20 protein-coding genes are annotated in these 22670 nt (G+C 56.8%); 10 read left to right on the top strand and 10 right to left on the bottom strand.

Annotated features, from left to right (window positions below; all coding sequences use genetic code 11):
• The first annotated feature begins 9 nt into the window (after positions 1–9).
• Genes MMC1_RS02790 through MMC1_RS02780 form a run of 3 tightly spaced genes read left to right on the top strand, consistent with a single transcriptional unit; the run spans position 10 to position 4347 of the window.
• The gene (locus tag MMC1_RS02790) at positions 10–2304 is read left to right on the top strand and encodes an efflux RND transporter permease subunit (RefSeq protein WP_011712232.1); all 2295 of its coding nucleotides are present in this window, start codon (positions 10–12) and stop codon (positions 2302–2304) included.
• Complete coding sequence (locus MMC1_RS02785; RefSeq protein WP_011712231.1) at positions 2297–3106, top strand: outer membrane lipoprotein-sorting protein; 810 nt, start codon at positions 2297–2299, stop codon at positions 3104–3106. The genes MMC1_RS02790 and MMC1_RS02785 overlap by 8 nt, the downstream gene beginning before the upstream one ends.
• 2 nt (positions 3107–3108) lie before the next feature.
• Positions 3109–4347, top strand: a complete 1239-nt coding sequence (locus MMC1_RS02780; protein ID WP_011712230.1) for a hypothetical protein — start codon at positions 3109–3111, stop codon at positions 4345–4347.
• A gap of 10 nt (positions 4348–4357) precedes the next feature.
• Here the strand turns inward: MMC1_RS02780 and cobO are convergent, their stop codons facing one another.
• From cobO to MMC1_RS21805, 3 genes are all read right to left on the bottom strand, one after another.
• A complete protein-coding gene (cobO, locus tag MMC1_RS22480; protein ID WP_041641842.1) occupies positions 4358–4909 on the bottom strand; it encodes a cob(I)yrinic acid a,c-diamide adenosyltransferase in 552 nt (183 codons plus the stop codon).
• Between the two features lie 622 nt (positions 4910–5531).
• Positions 5532–6572, bottom strand: coding sequence for an aminopeptidase (locus tag MMC1_RS02770; protein WP_041640688.1), 1041 nt, complete (start codon positions 6570–6572; stop codon positions 5532–5534).
• Between the two features lies 1 nt (position 6573).
• Entirely contained in the window at positions 6574–6789 is a 216-nt protein-coding gene (locus tag MMC1_RS21805) for a hypothetical protein (protein ID WP_041640686.1), read from the bottom strand.
• 338 nt (positions 6790–7127) lie between these two features.
• On the opposite strand from MMC1_RS21805, the gene erpA reads away from it, so the two are divergent.
• The 3 genes from erpA (at position 7128) to MMC1_RS02750 (ending at position 11775) form a co-directional block, all read left to right on the top strand.
• Positions 7128–7493 carry an iron-sulfur cluster insertion protein ErpA gene (gene erpA, locus MMC1_RS02760; RefSeq protein ID WP_011712227.1) on the top strand — a complete coding sequence of 122 codons (366 nt, stop codon included), beginning with the start codon at positions 7128–7130 and terminating at the stop codon, positions 7491–7493.
• Positions 7494–7742: 249 nt separating this feature from the next.
• Positions 7743–10172, top strand: a complete 2430-nt coding sequence (gene lon, locus MMC1_RS02755; protein ID WP_011712226.1) for an endopeptidase La — start codon at positions 7743–7745, stop codon at positions 10170–10172.
• 7 nt (positions 10173–10179) lie between these two features.
• The gene (locus MMC1_RS02750; RefSeq protein ID WP_011712225.1) at positions 10180–11775 is read left to right on the top strand and encodes a hypothetical protein; all 1596 of its coding nucleotides are present in this window, start codon (positions 10180–10182) and stop codon (positions 11773–11775) included.
• Between the two features lie 355 nt (positions 11776–12130).
• On the opposite strand, the gene MMC1_RS02745 is transcribed toward MMC1_RS02750, so the two are convergent.
• From MMC1_RS02745 to MMC1_RS02715, 7 genes are all read right to left on the bottom strand, one after another.
• On the bottom strand, positions 12131–13555 hold the full coding sequence (locus tag MMC1_RS02745; protein WP_011712224.1) for a hypothetical protein: 1425 nt from the start codon (positions 13553–13555) through the stop codon (positions 12131–12133).
• Positions 13556–13717: 162 nt separating this feature from the next.
• Positions 13718–14827, bottom strand: coding sequence for a TRAP transporter substrate-binding protein (locus MMC1_RS02740; protein ID WP_011712223.1), 1110 nt, complete (start codon positions 14825–14827; stop codon positions 13718–13720).
• A gap of 115 nt (positions 14828–14942) precedes the next feature.
• Positions 14943–16316 carry a DegQ family serine endoprotease gene (locus tag MMC1_RS02735; RefSeq protein WP_011712222.1) on the bottom strand — a complete coding sequence of 458 codons (1374 nt, stop codon included), beginning with the start codon at positions 16314–16316 and terminating at the stop codon, positions 14943–14945.
• A 16-nt stretch (positions 16317–16332) separates the two neighbouring features.
• Entirely contained in the window at positions 16333–16785 is a 453-nt protein-coding gene (locus MMC1_RS02730; RefSeq protein WP_011712221.1) for an NUDIX domain-containing protein, read from the bottom strand.
• Between the two features lie 3 nt (positions 16786–16788).
• Positions 16789–17427, bottom strand: coding sequence for a lipoyl(octanoyl) transferase LipB (gene lipB / locus MMC1_RS02725; protein ID WP_011712220.1), 639 nt, complete (start codon positions 17425–17427; stop codon positions 16789–16791).
• On the bottom strand, positions 17420–18349 hold the full coding sequence (gene lipA, locus MMC1_RS02720; protein WP_227665293.1) for a lipoyl synthase: 930 nt from the start codon (positions 18347–18349) through the stop codon (positions 17420–17422). Before lipA ends, lipB begins: the two co-directional genes overlap by 8 nt.
• Positions 18303–19388: a DHH family phosphoesterase gene (locus MMC1_RS02715; RefSeq protein ID WP_041640683.1), complete on the bottom strand. Its 1086-nt coding sequence runs from the start codon at positions 19386–19388 to the stop codon at positions 18303–18305. The genes lipA and MMC1_RS02715 overlap by 47 nt, the downstream gene beginning before the upstream one ends.
• A 274-nt stretch (positions 19389–19662) precedes the next feature.
• Here MMC1_RS02715 and MMC1_RS02710 point away from each other — a divergent pair, with 274 nt between their 5' ends.
• From MMC1_RS02710 to MMC1_RS02695, 4 genes are read left to right on the top strand one after another with little or no spacing between them, the layout of a single operon-like run.
• Complete coding sequence (locus tag MMC1_RS02710; protein ID WP_011712217.1) at positions 19663–20085, top strand: OsmC family protein; 423 nt, start codon at positions 19663–19665, stop codon at positions 20083–20085.
• A 26-nt stretch (positions 20086–20111) separates the two neighbouring features.
• Entirely contained in the window at positions 20112–20717 is a 606-nt protein-coding gene (locus tag MMC1_RS02705; RefSeq protein ID WP_011712216.1) for a thiol:disulfide interchange protein DsbA/DsbL, read from the top strand.
• Entirely contained in the window at positions 20714–21469 is a 756-nt protein-coding gene (locus MMC1_RS02700; protein WP_011712215.1) for an electron transfer flavoprotein subunit beta/FixA family protein, read from the top strand. Before MMC1_RS02705 ends, MMC1_RS02700 begins: the two co-directional genes overlap by 4 nt.
• Positions 21459–22421, top strand: a complete 963-nt coding sequence (locus tag MMC1_RS02695; protein ID WP_011712214.1) for an electron transfer flavoprotein subunit alpha/FixB family protein — start codon at positions 21459–21461, stop codon at positions 22419–22421. The genes MMC1_RS02700 and MMC1_RS02695 overlap by 11 nt, the downstream gene beginning before the upstream one ends.
• The last annotated feature ends 249 nt before the right edge of the window (positions 22422–22670 follow it).

Below are 22670 nucleotides of genomic sequence, written 5' to 3'. Positions count from 1 at the left end.
GCCCACTGTATGATTCGTAACTATGCCAACTGGCTGCTGCGTTATCGGCTGCTGGTGATTTTATTGACGGTGGGGGTGATGCTGGCGGCGGGCTCGGGGGTGCGATTTTTAAAGTTTGACACCGACTACCGCATCTTTTTTGGTAAGGATAATCCGCAACTGCTGGCGTTTGATGAGTTGCAAAACAGCTATACCAAAGATGACAACGTGATGTTTGTGCTCACCCCAAAATCGGGGCAGGTGTTTGATGCCCAGAGCATGAGCGTGATCAAAGATCTCACCAAACAGGCTTGGCAGATCCCCTATTCGATCCGGGTGGATTCCCTCACCAACTATCAGCACACCTGGGTTGAAGAGGATGATTTGGTGGTGGGGGATTTGGTGGATGATCCAACGGCGATCACCGCCCAGGGGTGGCAAGCCATCCAGAACATCGCCACCACGGAACCCCTGTTGCTCCACCGCTTGGTCAATCCCCAAAGCACGGTTACAGCGGTTAATGTGACCATCCAGCTACCGGATGACAATACCCAGACCGCCGTGCCAGAGATTGCTGCCTTTGTACGCAATATGGCGGCACAACTACAGGCGGCCCACCCCGAAATGGAGGTACGGCTCACCGGCATGGTGATGATGAACAACTCCTTTCCCGAACTCTCCAAAAGGGATATGAGCACCCTGGTGCCCATGATGTTTGGGGTGGTGATCTTGACCTTTTTAATGCTGTTGCACTCCCCCTGGGCAACCCTTGGCACGCTGTTGGTCATCCTCTTCTCCATTATCACCGGCATGGGTTTGGCCGGTTGGAGCGGCATTGTACTGACCGGCCCCAGCGCCAGTGCACCCACCATTATTTTGACCATGGCGGTGGCCGACGCGGTGCATCTGCTGGTCAGTTTTTTTGTGGTCTACGGCTATAAACATGTGGATAAACATGGGGCCATGGTGGAGGCGTTGCGTATCAACTTCGCCCCCATTTTTCTCACCAGTTTGACCACCGCCATCGGCTTTTTGAGCATGAATTTTAGCGATGCCCCGCCCTTTCGGGATCTGGGTAATATCGTCTCCATGGGGGTGGTGGCGGCGTTTGTCTATGCGGTCACTTTTTTGCCAGTGTTTATGGCCATGGTACCGGTAAAACCCCATAAAAAACGCCCGCGCACCAGCCATGCCATGGAGATGCTGGCCAACTGGGTGATCGCCAAACGTACCCCCTTGTTCTACATCATGACCGCCGTTTCCATTGGCTTTATCGCGTTTATTCCGCGCAACCAGCTCAATGATGAGTTTGTGAAATATTTCAGTAAAAATGTGGATTTCCGTAATGCCACGGACTACACCGCCGCCAACCTGACCGGCATCTACAATATCGGTTTTTCCATTGATTCTGGCGAAAACTCCGGCATTGCCGACCCCGATTTTCTGGCCCGTGTGGAGCAGTTGGCCATCTGGCTACGCACCCAGCCAGAAGTAACCCATGTGAGCACCATTACCGATATTTTTAAACGGCTCAACCGTAATATGCACGGGGATCAACCCCAATGGTATGCCCTGCCCGATGAGCGTAATCTGGCCGCCCAATATCTGTTGCTCTATGAGATGTCGCTGCCCTATGGATTGGATTTAAACAACCAGATTAATGTCAACAAATCCAAGACCCGTCTGTCGGTCACGTTACAGAGCATCAGCTCCAATGAGGTATTGGCGTTTGCCGACCGGGTGCGGGGCTGGATGCAGAAAAACTGGCCCGCGCAGATGGTGGTGGAAGGGGCCAGCCCCACGGTGATGTTTGCCCATATTGGTAAGCGCAACATTGTGAGCATGTTGGGGGGGACTACTGTGGCGCTGTTTTTAATCTCTCTTTCCATGATTATTGCTCTACGCTCGGTCAAGCTTGGCCTGCTCAGCCTGATCCCCAACTTGGTGCCAGCGGGGATTGCCTTTGGTTTGTGGGGCATGATCAATGGTCAGGTGGGTTTGGCGCTGTCGGTGGTAACCGGCATGACCCTGGGCATTATCGTGGATGACACGGTGCACTTTTTGAGCAAGTATCTACGCGCCCGCCGCGAGTATCACCATACCGCTGAAGAGGCGGTGCGTTATGCCTTTTCCACGGTGGGCACCGCCTTGTGGGTGACAACCCTGGTCTTGGTGGCGGGCTTTTTGGTGCTCACCCTATCGGACTTTAAACTCAATGCGGAGATGGGCTTAATGACCGCTATTGCCATTGCCATCGCCCTGATTGTGGATTTTCTATTGCTGCCGGTTCTGCTGCTTAAAATGGAAGGTAAAAACCATGCGTAAGACCCCCCGTTTGTTCCCGCGCCTGCTGCTGGGCACACTGCTGCTGCTACCCGCTTTGGGCAGCCCCCAAGCCCAGGCCGAAACCAGTCAGGAGAAGGGTTTGCGGCTGGTGCAAGAGGCCGATAAGCAGGATTTTGGCTATGTGGATCTCACCGCCCAATTGGAGATGGTGCTCACCAACCGCCAAGGGGATAGCAGCAGCCGTAAGATTCGCATTAAGATGAAAGAGGTCGCCGATGATGGTGATATGTCCCTCTCGGTGTTTGATACCCCGGCGGATGTTAAAGGCACGGTGATGCTCACCCACTCTCACGCGGTCAAACCCGACGATCAGTGGATGTTTTTACCCGCCGTCAAACGGGTTAAGCGTATTGCGTCGCGTAATAAATCGGGTCCCTTTATGGGCAGTGAATTTGCCTTTGAGGATCTGGCCTCGCAAGAGGTCGCCAAATATACCTACAACTATCTGCGTGACGAGGTGATTGATGGCCGCGACAGTTGGGTCATTGAGCGCCGCCCGGCCTATGCGTACTCTGGTTATACCCGCCAGGAAGTGTGGTTGGATAAGGTGCGTTTGCAGCCCAATCAGGTTATCTACTATGACCGTAAAAACGACCTTTTAAAAACCCAAACCTTCTCTGGCTACCAGCAATATCTGGGGCGCTATTGGCGCCCATCGCTCATGCTTATGGTCAATCACCAGACCCACAAACAGACCACGCTAAGCTGGCTCGATTATCGGTTTAAAAACGGCTTTTCTGACCGAGAGTTCCACAAAGACGGCATGCAACGGACCCGCTAATCATGAAGCTGTTTTCCTCAATGATCCCCCAACTCACCGGCATGACCGCTGCCACGGTCCTAGGGTGGGTGATTGGCAGCCCCCCAGCTTGGGCCGATGACGCGCCGCGTAGCGAGTGGTCTGGTTATATGGCTGGGGAGCTGCGCCTTTTCCCCGAAGCCCCGTTGCGGGGTGGGCAGGTGGTGCTCTACCCCGCGCTTAGCGCTCAGGGGGAGTATTTTCGCGCGTGGGATCAAGGCCATAAGCAGCTCCGTTTTACCCCTTTTGTGCGCCTGGATGCCCAGGATCATGCGCGTAGCCATGTGGACCTGCGGGAGCTGGCCGTCACCCATTTAGATGATGCCAACTGGGAAGTGAGTGTGGGGTTGCGCAAACTCTATTGGGGGGTTACAGAGTCCCGTCATCTGGTGGACATCCTCAACCAGACCGATGCGGTAGAGGGCATTGATGGTGAAGATAAGCTAGGGCAGCCCATGCTCTCTGCCGGCTTTTTTCAGGATTGGGGTACCCTAAACCTCTACTGGATGCCCTATTTCCGGGAGCGCACCCTGCCCGGTTGGCAGGGGCGCCCAGGCTATTTTTACCGGGTTCGTCAGAACGAGGCCAGTTATGAATCCCCGGCGCAGGCGTGGCATCAGGATTTTGCGGTACGCTACAGCCACACCGTGGATATGTGGGATTTCTCCCTCAGCCATTTTTCCGGAACCGCCCGCGAACCTCAACTGCGCAGTAAAACCGAAGCCAGCGGTGCGCTGGTACTCTACCCCTATTACTACCAGCTTGAGCAGACCGGGTTAACGGTGCAGGCCACCACCGACGCTTGGTTATGGAAGTTTGAAGGGGTAACGCGCCATGATCTGCAAGGGCGCAGCCTGGCAGCGGTTGGGGGGTTTGAGTATACTTTTGTCGGTATTTTGGAGAGTGATGCCGATCTGGGGCTGATCAGCGAATATATGTGGGAAGAGCAGGGCAACAACAGCCTTTCGCCCTTTCAGAATGATCTGATGGTGGGGGGGCGTGTTACCCTCAATGACACCCAATCCACCGAGTTTTTGGCCGGTGCCATCGCCGATTTAGAGAGCCACGCCCTCTACCTGAGTGTCGAGGCCAGCCGTCGCTTAGGCGAGCAGTGGAAGCTCTCGCTGGATGGCTGGAGCAACCTTAACCTCAAGAGCAGCGACCCCCTCTACAGCCGCCGTCGGGATAGCATGCTCCAGTTGGAGCTGGCCCGCTACTTTTAAGAGGGGGGGGTTAAAACTCAATCCCCTTGGCGGCTTGAATCCCCTGTTTATAGGCATGTTTAAGCATGCCCATTTCGGTGACGGTATGGGCGACTTCGATCAACGCTGCCGGGGCATTGCGACCGGTGAGGATGACATGCATGGCGTGGGGTTTCTCTTGCTCTAAAAATTCGGCGATCTCCTGACCGCTTATCCAGCCATAACCACAGCAGTAGTTAATCTCGTCCAGCACCACCAGATCATACTCCCCGCTGCGCATAATGGCCTGACTAAAGGCCCATATCTCGCGGGAGGTGTGGCGATCTTTTTCCGGGTTTTGGGTATCCCAGGTAAAGCCATCGCCCAGGGCGTGCCAGTCGATGTTTTCAAAGCGGCTGGCGGCATGCTCTTCGCCGGTCTGCCATTTTCCCTTGATGAACTGGATCACACAGACCCGCTTACCCCAACCTGCGGCGCGAAACACCACCCCAAAGGCGCTGGAGGATTTCCCTTTGCCCTCACCGGTATGCACCAGAATCAGCCCCGGTTTGTGGGGGTTCTCTTTGGGGGCGGCGCGAGGCACGCTCTGGCCACGCTCAAAACAGCCCTGCTGAAGAAAACTCACCACCTGCTGGGCGGCTTGCGGGTTGAACAGCAGCCCCATGTGGTTGGTATGCACACAACACCATTGGGCACCGGCCAGGCGGGTCTCATCCAGCCGCACCACGCCGTCATTCTGCCCCGGCAGGTCGGGTATGAGCAGACGGGTCAAAGAGTAGGGCCAATCCCCGGCCACCACCCCCAGTTCACAATCTTTGGGCAGTTCGCCCATCGATTCACCATCCAGACCACTGCTGTAACTCTCCCCCAACAGGGAGCGCCCCCACCATTTTTCAAAGGTGGTGTGGGCCGCATGGCTGCCTAAAAAGGGCGAACCCAGCGCCACCACCCGGCCCATGCTCAGGTCGCTGTGGCGCTGGAGCATACGCAGCGCCACCACCCCACCCAGGCTGTGACAAACCAGATGCACCGGGGCGGCCATCTGCCTTACCCGTTGGGCCAGCGCATCGGCGTTTTCATCCACACTGCGGGTGCGGGTGGGATAGTTGAAATAGTGGGGCTCAAAACCAGCCTGCTCCAGACGATAGGCCAGTTGCAGCATTTCGCCACCCTTCATCAACAGACCATGTACGCACAACACCTGTTCAGCCATCGTGACTCCCATTCAATTGCTGCAACGCCTGTTGACGCTGCGCATAGGGTAGCTGCCCCAGCGCCGCTGCCGCTGCGTGAAACCGTGCCCAGTCCCCCTCGGCTTGGGCAAACAGTCGGGCAAAAGCGGGTAACCACTGCCGATAGAGCCCCAGCAGCGCCAACCGCGCATTGTTCAAATCTTTATACACCCAAGCATCATAGTTTAGCCCCAACTCCTTTTTGCGTTGGGCGTAATCATAGCGAAAGCGGGCCAAGGCTTGCCGTTTTTGGTAGCCCTTGGCGGTCTCACTAAGGGTGCTCTCATAGAGTCCCTGCAACTGCGCCCGCAGCTCTAGCAAGCGCTGTTCAAACTGCTGACGTCCCTCTTGGTGCTGCTGGTAGCGCTGGGCGGCGGCGGGGCTACCCTGCTGGGCCAGCCAGCTGCGCACCCCCTGCTGGGCGACCCACTCGGCATAGGACTCATTAAAGGCGGTATCCCCCGCAATATAGAGGCGCTGATGGGCCAGTTCATGGAACAGCAGATGGGCCAGCTCCCCTGGAGGCCAAAACAGGGTGGTGCTCAACAATGGGTCAGAAAACCAACCCAAGGTGGAGTAAGCCGCCACCGGCGAGACCGCCACATCCCACCCTTCGGCGCGTAGCTCGCGGGCAAAATCCTCCGCCCCCTGGGCCGAAAAATAGCCCCGGTAACTCAAACACCCCACCACCGGAAAACACCACTGTTTGGGGGTTAGCCCCAAGGGGGGGGCCGCTGTCACCGACCACACCACATAGGGGCGATCCAACGCCACATAGGTAGCATAGCTTGCCTCGCTGGGCAGGAGGAGCTGCTGTTTGGCAAACTGACGTATGCGCTGACTCATCGCCAGCCGTTGCTTGAGCGGCGCATCGGTCTGCGCATCGGCCAGGAGCTCGGCCACTGGCCGCGCCTGGGTCATCAGCTGCCATTGGCCCTGACTCGCCTGCCACAGATAACCCGGCGAAAGACACCCCGTTAGAAGCAGCGGCAGGAGTAGCCCAAGCCAGCGCATCTTAACGGTTTTGGCCCATATGGGCCAAACCACAGACAGGACACGCCCAGGTGCGACCATTCCACTTGGTGCGGGCGATGACCTCCTCATTATCCAAACAGGGGGTGCACATGGCATAACCACACGAGCAGGTCCAGGCGAAACGCACCGGCTCTTTACAGAGGCTACAGGGGGGAAAGGTTTTACCCTTTTTGGGCGGTCGCGCGGTACGCTCCATAATAAAAACACCCTTTTTATCTTTTAAAATAGCGCCTTATGGCGCAAGACTCAACAGCCGCCACACGCTTGCTGGTACCCCATGGAAACTTTATCCCCACACATAGACTCCCAGCATAAGGGTGACGCCGCTAGCATGCCCTGCCCTTGATGAGGTATCAACAATTAAGTTGACTAATCATCTATTGCCTGTCATGCTTAGATCGCCTATGCTGGGCACCCTGACCTTTCTCGCATCTACGGTATCTGTGGATTGTACCCCCAGTTGCCGGTAGCGCAAACCCTTTCAATGACGACCAGACCCCTTGTTGTGGGTTTTATGTTAAGGAGAGCTTTCCCATGTCCATCACTTTGACTGAAAATGCGACCAGCAAGCTGACCTCGCTTATTGCTGAAGAGAACAATCCCAACCTTAAACTGCGTATTTTTGTCTCTGGTGGCGGCTGTTCTGGCTTTCAGTATGGTTTTACCTTTGACGAAAATCAGGAAGATACCGATTTGGTCGTTGAATCGGGCAGCGTCAAGGTTCTGGTTGACCCTACCTCCATTAACTATCTGCGTGGCGCGGAGATCGACTTTGTCGAAGATCTCAATGGGGCCTCCTTCCAAATCAAAAACCCCAATGCCCAAAGCACCTGCGGTTGTGGTAACTCCTTTACCCCCGCCGCCACCGGTGGTGGTGGTTGTGGTCACGCCGCCAGCTAATGCTTAGGCCAAGCGCATGCTAAGGTTAATTTAAGGTTATACCAAAGGCTCCTCACCCTGGTGAGGAGCCTTTTTGGCTTGTATGACTTAAACACTGCCTCTTTTTGCCACCACGCTACCTTGCATTCCCCGCCTCACAACCTCATATTTACCTTGAGCCCATTGTGTATGGCGTAGGGCGTGCATAGCAACACCCCTCACCATCTCGGGCTATTCTCCCTTTATTACCGTATTGAAGGTGGACCTTCTATGTCTGAACAGCGCAGCGACGAACCGGAAGTTGTGGATGCCATTATTGAGGATCAGCAGGGGGCTCAAGCCACCACTGACGCGACCCCACCGGTACGCATAGAAAACAGCTTGCCCACCGAGCTGGTAATCTACCCCTTGGGCGGACGCCCCTTCTTTCCCGGCATGTTAACCCCCATTCAGGTAGAGGGCTCCCCCTACTATGAGACCATCAAAAAAGCGATGGACTCCCACGGGCGGCTGTTCGGCATTCTCGCCAGTCACGCCGAGGATGGACAAGAGGTGTTTGACGCCAATCAACTGTTTGGCATCGGTACGGTGGTGCGCATTTTAGAAGCCTCCGTCAATGAGGAGGCTAAACAGATCAAGCTGCTGGCCGAGGGTCTCTGGCGCTTTGAGGTGCGGGATGTGGTGAGCGTGGGCCCCCCCATTGTGGCCCAAGTTACCCACCATAATAACCCGGTCTCGGTGGTGGATACCGACGCCCTTAAACCCTACACCATGGCGGTGATCAACACCCTTAAAGAGATTCTTAAATATGACTCGCTCTATCAGGAGCAGGTCAAAATGTTTCTTTCACGGCACAACTTTAGCGAACCGGATCGGTTGGCGGATTTTGTCGCTTCCATGACCTCCTCCAGCCGTGAAGAGCTGCAAGAGGTGTTGGAGACCCTGCCCATTATGGCGCGGTTGGAAAAGGTCTTGACCCTGCTCAAAAAAGAGCTGGAAGTGGTCAAACTACAAAACAAGATCCAGCGCCAGGTGGAAGAGGGTATCGCGGAACATCAGCGTCAATTTTTCCTGCGGGAGCAGCTCAAAGAGATCCAAAAGGAGCTGGGCATCACCAAAGATGACCGCACCGCCGAGATCGACCGTTTTCGCGAACGCTTGGAAAAACTCACCCTCTCCGAAGAGGCTGAGCAAAAAATTGAAGAGGAGCTGGATAAACTGGCCATCCTGGAAACCGGCTCTTCGGAATATGGCGTGACCCGTAACTATGTGGATTGGCTCACCAGCCTACCCTGGGGGGTACACTCCACCGACAAGCTGAATATTGCCCGAGCGCGGCGCATTCTGGACCGCGACCATGATGGTCTGGAGGATGTTAAAGAGCGCATTTTAGAGTTCCTGGCGGTGGGCAAACTCAAGGGTGAGATCGGCGGCTCTATCATTCTACTGGTGGGTCCGCCCGGGGTGGGCAAAACCTCCATTGGTCGCTCAGTAGCCACGGCGGTGGGGCGTGAATTTTATCGTTTCTCCGTAGGAGGCATGCGCGATGAGGCTGAAATCAAGGGGCACCGCCGCACCTATGTTGGGGCGATGCCGGGTAAATTTGTGCAGGCGATCAAACACACTAAGGTTGCCAACCCACTGATTATGCTTGATGAGGTGGATAAGATTGGGGCAAGCTATCAAGGTGATCCCGCTTCGGCACTGCTGGAGGTGCTGGACCCGGAGCAAAATTCCGAGTTTCTTGACCACTATATGGATGTGCGGTTTGATCTTTCCAAGGTACTGTTTATCTGCACCGCCAACCAGCTTGACACCATTCCCCGCCCCTTGCTCGACCGCATGGAGGTCATTCGTCTATCCGGCTATATTACTTCTGAGAAGGTGCGCATTGCGCGTAATCATCTGCTGCCAAAGCAGTTGGAAAAAAATGGCCTGGATAAAAGCCAGTTACGGGTCAGCAATGGTGCCCTGCGGGAGATCATTGAAGGCTATGCCCGTGAAGCGGGGGTGCGCCGTCTTGAGCAAAAGATTGGGGCCATTGCCCGCAAAGTGGCGGTGAAGGTGCTGGAGGAGGCTGAACTCCCCATCAGCGTGGGACAGAATGATCTGGATAGCTACCTGGGCAAGCCCGATTTCCGTGAAGAGAAACCTTTGACCGGGGTGGGTATTGTCACCGGTCTGGCCTGGACCGCCCTTGGCGGGGCGACCTTGGATATTGAGTCCGCCCAGACCAGCACCGAGGGTAATACCCTGTTGCTCACCGGCCAGCTTGGCGATGTGATGAAGGAGTCGGCCCGTATCGCCTTTAGCTTTTTACAATCCAATGTGGAAAAGTTGGGCGGCAAAAGTGAGCGGCTCAAGGGCAATATTCATCTGCACGTACCCGAAGGGGCCACCCCGAAAGATGGTCCTTCCGCCGGCATTACCATCGCCACCGCGCTGCTGAGTCTGGCACGCACCCAGCCCCTGCCCCGCCGTTTGGCCATGACCGGCGAGATCACCCTAACCGGCAGTGTACTGGCGGTAGGGGGGGTTCGTGAAAAGGTGATTGCCGCGCGCCGGGTGGGCATCCGCGAGCTGATTATCCCCGAGGCCTGCCGTAAAGATTATGATGAGGTGCCGGAACATATTCGTGAAGGTTTTACGGTACACTTTGTAAAAAAATATGCCGAAGTGGCTAAGCTGGTTTTTGGGTGATTCCTTGATGCGTCAACTCTCTTACATGGTGGTATGTTTCTCTTTGTTAAGCAGCGGGCCTGCCTTGGCACAAAACGAGCTGGAGCCGCCCTCTCTGCCCAGTGTTGCCCCCCCACTGCATCAAGAGCTCACCAGCGAACAGCTACGCGCCGCAGAGGGGGCTGCGTCCCACCTATCACCCCACCGCCCCCCCTGTGCGGGTAAGGAGCGCTGTCCCCTGGATAAGCTGCTGGGGGCGAACCTTTATGGTACCAGCTATCAAAGCGCACCGGCATTATTGCCCATGCAGTTGGCCGATGCTCAAACCTGGAAAGCACGCAAACGGCGCCCCTTTCCCACCCAAAAAGTGGTTCCTCAACCCTTTAAGGTCGGGCAAACTTGGCAGAGATCCTGGCCTGTTCGCTATGCCCCCCTAGGTGGCCCTAAATCCACCCGCAGCACTACCGAGACGGCGGAGGATGAGCAGACGCTGGCCGATGCAGAGACGCCCGAAGAGGCCGCCGCGCAAGCCCCAGCCACGCCTGCTCCCGCTGCGGCACAAACCGCAACCCCAGCCACGCCCGCCGCACAAACCCCAACGGCTATCAAGCCCGCCACCCTCCCTGAGGGAACGGTGGATGCCCCAAGCATGGCTGGGCAACCCGCTCGGTTGGCACAACCCCCTGCCAAGGTTAAGGCCTCCCAGGACAGAGCGACGTCAGCCACCCCCCACCCATCGACTGAACGTCGTGAAACGGCGCCTCTTTCAGCATCCCTACCGCAACGGGCGGATCGCACAGCGACGGCGGCGGTCAAGCGGGCCATACCCGCCCCTGTTCCCAAAGCGGTGGTGCTGAGTGGCCAAACCGTGCTTCATCAAACCCCTGTCCCAGAGGCCACCGACAAGCGGCGACCAGAATCCCATCTTGCTGCCACGACCTCCCGCCCAGAGCAGCCCCAGGAAACCCCTACCCAGCTGCCTGCGCTGCTGAGTCAACCCAGCACGGCCCCTGCGGGTGAACCCGCACCAACCTTGGCCAATCTTGGTTTGGCAGGTGCTGCCGCTCTGCTTGAGCAACCCGCAGCAGCCAAACCCCAAACGGCCCCCCGTCTAACAAGCCCCGAGCAACCTCTCTCGGCTGGGGCTTGGCAGTTGGCGCGACCCAGCCATGACGGCGTGGCCGAGGAGCCTATGCAACTGCCCAATCTCGCGACCGCAGATTTTGTGTTAAATGCATCCCCTGATTTGAAAAGCCACGCGCCCTCCGTGACCCCTGACATGGAGCACCCAGGTTTTGCCATGCAGCTGCTGCTTCAGGCCGATGCGGCACTCAAGGAGAAGGCGCTCTCCCGTCCCGCTGGGCGGAATGCGCTGTTTTATACCGAAATGGCCTTGGATCTCTACTCCTGGAACCCGCAGATCCGAGTACACGCCCTCACCATGTTACGGCGTATTCACCGCACCTTTTTAGTGTTAGCGGAAGAAGCCCTGGAGAAGGGGCAGAAAAAAAAGGCCAAACGCCTGCTACAAAAATCCCGGCAAATGTTTGTCAAACATATGCTGCGTGATCCTGACGGCTCCCTACAAGCTTACATGGATCGCTTGGAAAAGCGCCTAGGATAACATGGGACCGGCCCCCCATGCGGCTGCTTTGGTAGGCATTCAGCGAGGATCTGGCAAGCCGTTACACCTCCAGGCTCATCTAGGGGGATTCCTAATGTTGGCTGCATGGCAGAGGCCTTGTGGATATCGGGCAGGGGCAGTCTACGGGGGGCTACCTATTTCTTGAGCAGTTTGGGGTATTTTTTAACACAACGCGCTTACCTGGCTGTAGGCACCGCCAGCGCGGCAAGCTACCAACGCAGTCGGTGCTTGTACCTTTATTAAAGCCTGCAACAACCCTTCCAAGCAGGTTGGTGGCAGGGGAGAACCCCTCAGCAACCCGTCCGAAGCTGCACACCAACCGTGCTAGCCACCCTTATGGTTGGGGTTGACAGAGCTTTAAGGGCTTCTGCCCACTCTGCCACTGCACCGTGCTGGTCCCCCGCTGTTGACCACAACCCAGACGCTTGATCTCCACTTTTAGCGGCAGCGGCGCAGACTCAATGACAAAGGGTGCTTGATTATCCCGCAGGGTTAGGTAGGCTGCATCAATGCTCAACCCAACCTGTTTTTTGCCCCACAAGGGCAGCACCATACCGGCACTTTCCAACCGACCCGAACCTTGGTCGGTCGCACTCAAGCTGTAGGGCATGCCACCAGCACCAGTGCGAGTCAAGTGCCCCTGCCAACGCCAAGGGGAGAGGTGAACCCCCTCTAAATCGGCCCGAAAACCCAGGGTGTCACTGTCACTGGGATAGAGCGTTGCGGGGCGAATACTCTTGAGTTTAACCTCCCCATCAAACAGCCTTACCACACCAGAGCCCTGTTGCAATAATAGCTGTCCATCAGAGATGCCTATCCGCGCCAGCATCGCATGCAGCGTGGCCTGTTGTTGCCCCTTAAAGGGTAGCGGTAGATGCTCGGCCCCCACCCAACTGAGCAAGCCTTCCTCCATACTCAACTGGGCATCCCCTCTCCACCCCTTCAGGGGATTTTTGGGGCCGCTGGGGGGCCACATACCGCGCAGTTCGGTTTTGCCCAATTTAAGGGTACCCTGCGCCAGGGTAAGAGACCGAATACCCAAATGTTGCTCCTGGGCCAACAGCCGTTTACTTAACGGGGGATGATCCCGCACCAACTGCCACAGGGGCTGACTAAACAGCGCACCACCACGGCTGTTCACCACAAACATAACCCGCTGGTCCGCATGGCTGGCCTTAAGATGCACCGGCTGTAAGGCCAGTTGCGGTATTTGTGCCGCCAGTATGGTGATGTCTGCGTGGCTGGGTGTACCACTGCCCTGCAACTGGGTCAGTTGCAAGGGGAACACCCCTTGGGGCAAGCGCATACGCCCCACATTGTCGGTAAGCCGCAACTGCTCAAAAGAACCCCGCCAGCGGTCACCCTGGGCCACCACACTCAGTTGATTTATCTCACCCTGTTGAAACTGTACCTGCTCAGCCGTTAACTCTGCCCACTGGGTACCATTAACCCGTAAAGAGCCATTGTTAATGGTGGTCACACCCAATTGTCGCCACATCTCCAGCCCGCTCTGCTTGCGGGTCCAGGTACTGACGAGTTTGATCACGCTCTCCATATGGCCCTTAAAGTGGGCAATTTTAAGTTCCACTTTAAGGGGCGAGAGGGTGTGCAGATAGACCTTACCCGTCAGTTCCGCGTTATCCTGGCTCAGTTGCAGCCGCTGCACCAACACCGCCTTTTCAGGATCCCAGAGATCTTCGGCCCCAGCGTGGTTGCATAACAGCAGGGCCAGCAGGGCAAGTATTAGTGTACGTTGCATAAATCACTCACTAAATAAAGGCTGGCGACAAACCAAAGGGACAATCACTGTGGCCGGTTGAATAAAACATCCCTCACCACACGGCCCAAAGCATCACCCTACCATAGGTGGCACCCCTTACCTAGGCGCGCTGGTGCTTCCGTTCACCAACAGATGCCCCCCTTAGACTTGACGGGCATTTACATAGGCCTGTTCCGAGACCCGATTCCAGGCGACCGCTTGATCCCTAAAACGGCGAAAGGAGTCATACACCTCTTTAGAGAGGGGATCTTCAAGGGCGATTTCCGCCACCACTTCATCGGAGAGCGTTTTGAGTTTGGCCAACACTTCATCGGGATAACGCCGCAGCGAGACTTTGTGTTTGTTGACCAAAATCTCCAAGGCGGCATTGTTACGCGCCGTAAAATCCGACAACATATTGAGGTTTGCAACCCGAATGGCGTTAAGCACGATGCTTTGCAGATCTTTCGGCAACTTCTCGAACGATTTGCGACTGACAAAACACTCAAGGGTGGTACCCGGTTCATGCCAGCCCGGATAGTAATAATATTTGGCCGCCTTATAGAGACCAAAGGCCAGATCATTATACGGCCCCACCCACTCTGTCGCATCAATGGTACCCGCTTGTAGCGCCGCAAAAATCTCCCCACCGGGAATGTTCACCGGCGTACCCCCGGCCCGCTTGAGCACCTCCCCCCCTAAACCGGGCATGCGCATCTTCAGACCTTGCAGATCCTCGACCTTATGAATCTCTTTGTTAAACCACCCCCCCATCTGGGTACCGGTATTGCCCGCCGCACCGGGGATCAGATCAAACTGAGCATAGAGTTTCTGCCACAATTCATAACCGCCCCCCTGATAGATCCAAGCGTTCATCTCCTGCGCGGTCAAACCAAACGGCACCGCCGAAAAAAATTGGGTGGCGGGATGTTTGCCCTTCCAATAATAGGAGGCACCATGCCCCATATCCGCCGTACCCCGTGAGACCACATCAAAGATCTCAAAGGCCCCCACCAGCTCCCCTGCCCCAAAAACCTGCACCTCTAGCCGTCCACCGCTCATTTCGGTAATCAGGTTTGCCAACGCATTGGCCCCCGTGCCTAAACCGGGAAAATTACGCGGCCACGCCGTGACCATCTGCCAACGGGTGCGGGCCTTGCTGCTCACGATCGCGGGAGCCGCCACCGCTGCCGTGGCGGTAGCCGCCAACGTACCCTTAATAAATTGACGCCGAGGCAATGGTGCGGGCTTGTCTGTCGATTTTTGCTGCATATAACCACTCCTGAAAATCATAATGTTGGATGTTGCAGCGCTCTACCCCTGCGCCCCACGCCCTCTTTTTGAACGCGCAGGTCAGGACAGGGCAGGAGCCGTGGCACACCCCCCCTCAGCGTACCATCACCCGTATCCGACGCTCACCCCGCTCCAAGGTGAGCAGCATCTGCCGCCCATCCACAGCTAGCGCTTTCCCCATATCGGCCAAATTTTTCACCGATTGCTGGTTGACTTCAAGGAGACGATCCCCCTCTTGCAGCCCCATGCGGGCGGCCATGCTGCCCCGGACCACCTTGCGCACCACCACGCCGGGTTTTTCATCCTGCTCCTCTTTTTCCAACACAGCGCCCTCAAGGCGGGGGCTTAACCGGCTGCCCTCAATCTGCTCCCGTTTAGAAGCCTCAACCACCGCTTTGACCGTGCGGCTATGACCATCCCGCAGACGGGTTAACTGCACCGCCTCCCCCACCCGCAGCAGCCCCACTAAATTGCGCATATGGGCTGCATTGCGCACCGCCACACCATTGACCTCGGTAATAATATCCCCTGCTTGTAAACCCGCCTTTTGGGCCGCTGAACCACGGGTGACACGGGTTACCACACTGCCATGTTGATGCTCCAGCCCAAAGGCCTGGTTCAACTCCGGGGTGAGATCCTGGCTGGAGATACCCAGGAGCCCACGGCGCACCTCGCCATACTCAATCAATTGGGCCATCAACTGCTTGGTCATGTTGGCGGGGATAGCAAAACCAATGCCCACATTACCACCGCCCTTGGCCAAAATGGCGGTGTTAATCCCCACCAACTCCCCACGCAAGTTGACCAAGGCCCCCCCCGAGTTACCCGGATTAATCGAAGCATCGGTCTGAATGAAATCCTCATACCCCTTAATGCCTAAACCACTACGCCCCAGCGCACTCACAATGCCCGAGGTCACCGTCTGCCCCAGACCAAAGGGGTTACCAATGGCCACCACAAAATCCCCAACCCGCAGGATATCTGAATTGCCTAAGGGCAGGGCATGCAGATCCTTCGCCTCTACCTTAATCACCGCCACATCGGTCTCGGGATCTGCCCCCACTTGCACCGCTTTCAAGGCCCGCCCATCATGCAAGGTCACGGTAATTACCTGTGCCTTGTCGATCACATGATGGTTGGTCAGGATGTAACCATGCGCGGCATCCACCACCACCCCCGAGCCCAACGAGCGGATCTTTTTCGCCCGACGCATGGTAGGTATATCAAAAAAATGCCGAAAAAAGGGATCGTTCAACAGGGGCGTCTCCGCCACCTCTACCGAACCGCTGGTGGCAATGTTCACCACCCCCGGCGTGGTCCGCTCCAGCATATCGGCCAGGGTGGGCAGTTTGTCGCCCTCCACCGCCACCGGCCAAGCACCCGCATGCAGGGGAGCACTGCCCAACAGCAGCGCCAACCCAACCAATACGCCCCCAACCACCCGCCATTTTTGCTTCTGTCCCAGCATGGGAAACTACTCCCTTTTAATCCGATTCATCCATGCGCAAGGGCGCCAACCGCCCCTGCTTACGGTAAGCAACCAAGTCCCTTAAAATCAACCCATGATCAAATGCCAGCGCAACCCCTGGCGCAGCGGGATCGACCAAACGTACATTTTTTGCATCATCCGCCGCCCTCGGCTGACCGGTAGCTTCGGCCATATAGACCAAACTACAGGTGTGCAAACGAGCATCCCGCTTGGGGTCGGAGTAGACCCCCAATAGCCCAGTCAAGGTGACATCCAGACAGGTCTCCTCTTGCGCCTCGCGCACAGCAGCCTGCTCGGCCCGCTCGCCGCGATCCACAAAACCACCGGGAATCGCCCAACCATGGGGTGGATTAACCCGCTCGATGAGGACCACCGGACGGCCTGGACGATCCACCAACTCAATTAAAATATCCACCGCTAAAAACGGTGTTTCAGGGGACCAAGACATGGGTTATGACGCCTCCCAACAACGGGCATTAAACTGCCTTTCAAAAGCCTCGACCATGCGCTGCTCCAGCGCCTGACGGGATACCGCCACCCCCAATGCCGCCAGCGATGTCACCGGCCTGCCCACCTGCCCGCAGGGGATAATCCCCTGAAAATGGCTGAGATCAGGATCGCGATTAAGGCTCAGGCCATGCAGCGTCACCCCCTGCGTTACCCGTACCCCGATGGAGGCAATCTTGGCATCCCCCACCCAGATACCCGGCCCCGCCCCATCACGCTGGCCCACCACACCATAGTGGGCCAACACTTCCATGACCATCTCTTCCAAGCGGGCCACATGGGCCCGCACCCCGTGTAGCTGACCACGCAGGTTCCACAACACATAGACCACCAGCTGCCCTGGTCCATGGTAGGTCACCTGCCCCCCCCGGTCGGTGTACACAGCGGGAATATCCTGCCGCAACACATCCGCCCTCGTGGCCCGTTTACCCAGGGTGTAGACCGGCATGTGCTCCAATAAAATCAGGGTATCCTGGCGCTGCCCCTCATGAATGGCCTGCACCCAGGCTAACTGCTGCTCCCATGCCTGCTGATACGCCCAGACATCCCGATGCACCACCACCACCGCACGCGGTTCATGCATTGTCTACCCCGTGGAGCTCGCTGGCATGGAATGAGGAACGGGCCAACGGTGCGCTGGAAACCCGCTTAAAACCCAGCTGTAAAGCCTGCTGCCCCAACGCCTCAAAGCGCTCCGGCTCCCAATAGCGCACCACCGCATGGTGGGCGGGGCTGGGTCGCAGATATTGTCCCACGGTCAGATAATCCACCCCGGCGGCACGCAGATCGGCAAACACCGCCAGCACTTCAGCCTCATCCTCCCCCAACCCCAGCATAATGCCCGACTTGGTCATCCCCTCAGGATTGAGCTGTTTGGCACGGCGCAGCACCTCTAGGGAGAAGGCATAACTGGAGACTGGCCGCACGTTGGCATAGAGCCGGGGTACCGTCTCCACATTATGGTTAAACACATCGGGTCTGGCTGCCACCAGCCGCTCCAAAGCACCCTGCTTATGCCGGAAATCGGGGGTCAACACCTCTACCGAAGCCTCTGGCAGCACCCGCCGCAGGGCTTGAATGCAGGCAATAAACTGACCCGCCCCACCATCCTCCAGATCATCCCGATCCACCGAGGTGATCACCACATGTTTGAGTTCCATGCGCTGGGCGGTTAAGGCCAACTGCTGGGGTTCATCGGGGTTGGGGGGCAGAGGTTTACCGGTCTTAACATTGCAGAAGGCACAACGACGGGTGCAGGTATCCCCCAAGATCATAAAGGCGGCACTACCCTCATGCCAGCACTGGCCGATATTGGGGCAGGTCGCCTCTTCACACACGGTGTGCAGCCCCCCCTGGCGCAGCATGCCCTTGAGCTTAAGATAGCCTGGCGAGGTGGGGGCCTTGACCTTTAACCAGCGGGGCTTGCCCGAGGGTAGATGGGTCTGTGGATCAACTCCGCTAATCATCTCCGATTTTAGAGAAGAATTTTTTGCGGATCTTGGCATTATAAGCCTCCCATTTCATCGCCGCCAATTCAGGGTCGTCGGCACCGGAGAGAAATCCCAAGGGGATCTCAAACCCCCCCGCCATCGCTTTACCCCCCCCATAATACTCACCTGTATGGGATTGACCCAAGGTCTCTTTTAGAAATGTATCTGGATTTAAGGAGTGTTTAGTGGTCCGTAAACTGCCCTGAACCGATTCGCGATTATCCGGATAAGTGACCAAACCAAAGACAATAGCGGTATGCACCGTCTCTTCGGTAAGCAGAAACTCCGCCGCCTGGGGGATCGCATCTCGATCCTCAGCGCGGATGGTGCCCACCCCCGATAGGCAAATGCCCTCGCGGGCGATACGGTTGGCGAGGGCTTGGCGAATAACCTCCATCACCCGGTGGCTACGCTGTTGGTGCATAATTTCGGTGAGCATGTCACCATCGCACATGGGCTGTAAAAAAGCGGCCGCCTGAAAATCCAACTGCGCAGCCCCGATCATGGCCCCAGTATCAGAAATAATGCCGTGCATCAGTGCTGTCGCCAAACGCCGATGTTCCGGTTTGGTGGTCTTTAACACCACCATCTCATCCATAAAATAGCTGGTCAGGATCGAAGCACAAGCGCCGACCTTACGCAGGTCAAAGAATTCCGGGGTAAGAAAATTTTGGTTGGCGTGGTGGTCGATCACCACCAAAATGGGAATCTCTGCATCCTTGATAGGCTGGGTCAGGTTCGAGGTGGTCCCCTGGCTATCCACAAACACCGCACCTTGAAACCGCTCCTGGTTGAGCAGGCTGCTCTCAACAATCTGAATCAGTTCAATATCCAACAAATTGATTAAAGCAATGTTTTCTTGATGGCTCACCCGCCCACCAAAGATCAGCTCGGTTTCAATACCAAAGGCATCGGCGAGGATGGCGTAGGCAAAGCCACAGGAGATGGCATCGGGATCGGGAAAATCCTGTAACACCACGGCGTGTCGTTGACCCTCGCAACGGCTTAGTAACTCGCGCAACTCTTGGGTTTTTTCGGCGCTCAGTTCGCTCATTTTGGTTATCCCCTTACAAGACCCTCTGCGACCCCATGTGCTGCCGACCACGCAGGCCATCCACGACCAAGCCCACGCCCTCCACACGTTAAGCATACCCCCTTTTCTAAAATCAGGGGTTATGAAAATGGCAGGCTTTCTCGATTGGTTGCCAAGTGGTCCTGCAACATCATACAGTATTCTATCGGTCTGGAATGACGGACCATTAAAACAACCCTTACGGCGCAGGATTTTTATGCACTCCGCCGTTTAACAGCCACCAAGGAAACGATTTATGGCCACCACCGCACGGGTAAAATGGATTGAGGGCATGCAGATGCTGGGCGAGTCTGGCTCAGGTCACACCGTTGTCATGGACGCCGCCGAGGCGGTAGGTGGGCGTGAGATGGGCATTCGCCCCATGGAGCTATTGCTCATCGGTATGGGGGGCTGTAGCTCCATTGACGTGCTGTCGATCCTTAAAAAGGGACGTCATCAAGTCACCGATTGCGTGGCTGAGATTACCGCTGAGCGGGCCGACAGCCAGCCCGCCGTATTTACCCATATTCAGTTGCACTTTACCGTGACCGGTCAACAGATTCCGGAAAAGGCGGTGCAACGGGCCATTGATCTTTCCATGGAGAGCTACTGTTCAGCCTCGATTATGTTGGGTAAGACCGCCAAGATTGAGACCTCTTTTACCCTGATTGAGGGCTAAATTTCTTTTTGATTGGAGCAGCAACCATGCGTTTTTACTTACGTTTATGGCTAGCCTTTGCCATAACTTTGGGCTTGGCAAGCCCCGTCCAAGCTGGTGATAATGAAAAACTTTATCACCTGATCAACCCCCCCGTGGCACTCCAGGGCGAAGCCCCCGAAGTGGTGGAGGTGTTTAATTTCCATTGCCCCCACTGCAACGATTTTTATCCGGTTTTAGAGAAATGGGCGCACGGCTATCAGGGTAAACTCAACGTGCATAGTCTACCCGTCTATTGGGGCAGCCAACCCGATACCCCGGTACGAGCCTATTTTGCCGCCGAGTACCTTGGGGTAGGCGAAAAGATGAAACGGGCTATCTTTGCCGCCAATTTTGACGACAACCGCTACAAGATTGATGAGGAGCAGGATATCCTTAAAATCGCCAGCGAGGCCGGAATTGATGCCAAAAAGTTGGAAGAAGCCATGGATAGCTTTGCTGTATTTGGCAAGGTGGCCCAGGTCAATAGTCTGGCCCGTCAATATGGCATTCAAGGCACCCCTTCGGTGGTGGTGAATGGACGCTATCGGGTGGTTGCCCACGGCGACTATGGCGATGTGGTTAAAACCATTGAGTCGTTGCTGCAAAAATGAACATTTTAGTGCCCATCAAGCAGGTTGCCGATCCGGCCACCCCGATCCGTTGGTACCCGGATGGTGGTGGTGTGGATGCAAGTGACAGCAAAGCGATCATCAACCCCTTTGATGAGATCGCCCTAGAGGCGGCCTTGCAGCTCAAAGAAGCGGGTCATGCCCAGCAGGTGATCTGTTGCAGCATCGGCCCAGAGTGTTGGAATGATGCCCTGCGTACAGCGCTCGCCATCGGAGCGGACCGAGCCATCCGCCTGCATGGGCCCGCCGATCTGGAGCCCTTGGTGATTGCCCGCCTGCTGGCCCAAGTGGTCAACCAACAGAGCTGCTCGTTGGTGATCGCCGGCAAACAGGCGGTGGACCAAGATGATAGCCAGGTGGGGCAACTGGTGGCGGGGCTGTTGGGCTGGTCCCAGGCCACCTTTGCCGCCCACCTTGCGGTAGCGGATGGTGAACTGCTGGTCCAGCGGGAAACCGATGATGGGCAGGAGCGGTTGAGCCTACCCTTACCTGCGGTGATCACCACAGATCTCCGTCTCAACACACCGCGTTATGCCAGCCTACCCAATATTGTCAAAGCCAAACGCAAACCCCTAGAGCAGCTCGATGCCGCTGCGTTTGGGGTTGATCTTACGCCTCAATGGCAGCGGTTACAGCAACAGCCGCCCCCCATGCGCCCCATGGGCCAGTGGGTGGATTCGGTCGAAGCGCTCCATGCCATGTTACGCAAAGAGGGGCTTTTACATGAAGGATAACCGGGTTTTGCTGGTGGTGGAGCTTCAAGGGGAATCGCTGCATCCCGCCACGGCACACGGTGTTACGGCGGCGCTCCAGTGCGCCGCGAGCTGCACACTGCTGGTCATTGGAGCAGCCCAGGAGAGCGCCCTGCAACAAGCCGCCAGCTTGCAAGGGGTCGAATTGGTGGAGCATCAACCGGTGGCGCTGGCCTGCATGACGGCAGAAAATTTAGCACCCCTTATACGGGATCGCTTTGTAGCGCTGCAAGCCAGCCACCTTTTTATGTTGGAAACCCGTTGGGGCAAAGATCTCTTACCCCGCGTGGCCGCCCTGCTGGGGCGGCAGCCCCTCACTGGCGTGGTGGCCATCCAGGATGCCCGCTCGTTTGTACGTCCCACCCATGCGGGCAATGCCTTAGTCACCCTACACTCTTCTGCGGGGGCGATTTTAGCGACGCTCCGCCTGACCGCTTTCTCCCCCGCCCCGACAGGCGCGCAACCTTGTCCCATCGTCACTGCGGCTGAGTGTGCACCAAGCCACCCTACCCGCTTGTTGGAACGACGCCACCGGGAGGATGCCCGGCCCGATCTGTGTCAGGCGGAGATTGTGGTATGCGGTGGGCAAGCGCTGGAGAGGGCGGGCAATTTTGCCCTTATCGAAGCGCTGGCCGATGCCTTGGGTGGGGCGGTGGCGGCCACCCGCTCGGCGGTGGATGCCGGCTTAGCGGACAATGCCCTGCAAGTGGGGCAGACCGGCCAAGTGGTGGCCCCCAAGCTCTACATTGCGGTGGGGCTGTCGGGGGCCATTCAACATCTGGCAGGGATGAAGGATTCCGGCTGTATTGTCTCCATCAACAGCGACCCTGGCGCCCCCATCCACGCGGTGGCCGACTATCGGCTGGTGGCCGATCTTTACCAAGCTCTGCCCGCTTGGCTCACCCTTTTAGCGATGCAAAAGGGGAAGGTATAGCAACGCTGTCAGTCGCACCATCCTCCCGCGCCCATGTTCTGTGGAGGGAGCGCACAAAACCCTGACACAGCCCGGATAAGCAGGCCTATTTATGACAACTTTTTGATCCGTCCGCTCACTTATACCCATGCTCGTCGGGGCATATTCCCATTGATTGGATTCAGCACCCTTGCTTAAAACGTGGTTTACTGCGTTTTACCGCATACCTCGGGGGTTTTGGATTGAGAAACTTTGGTGTTACCTTTCATG

The sequence above is a fragment of the Magnetococcus marinus MC-1 genome, assembly GCF_000014865.1.
Classification (GTDB): Bacteria; Pseudomonadota; Magnetococcia; order Magnetococcales; family Magnetococcaceae; genus Magnetococcus; species Magnetococcus marinus.
Note: the sequence above shows the minus strand (reverse complement) of the source record. Positions and strands in the feature narration are given on the sequence as shown.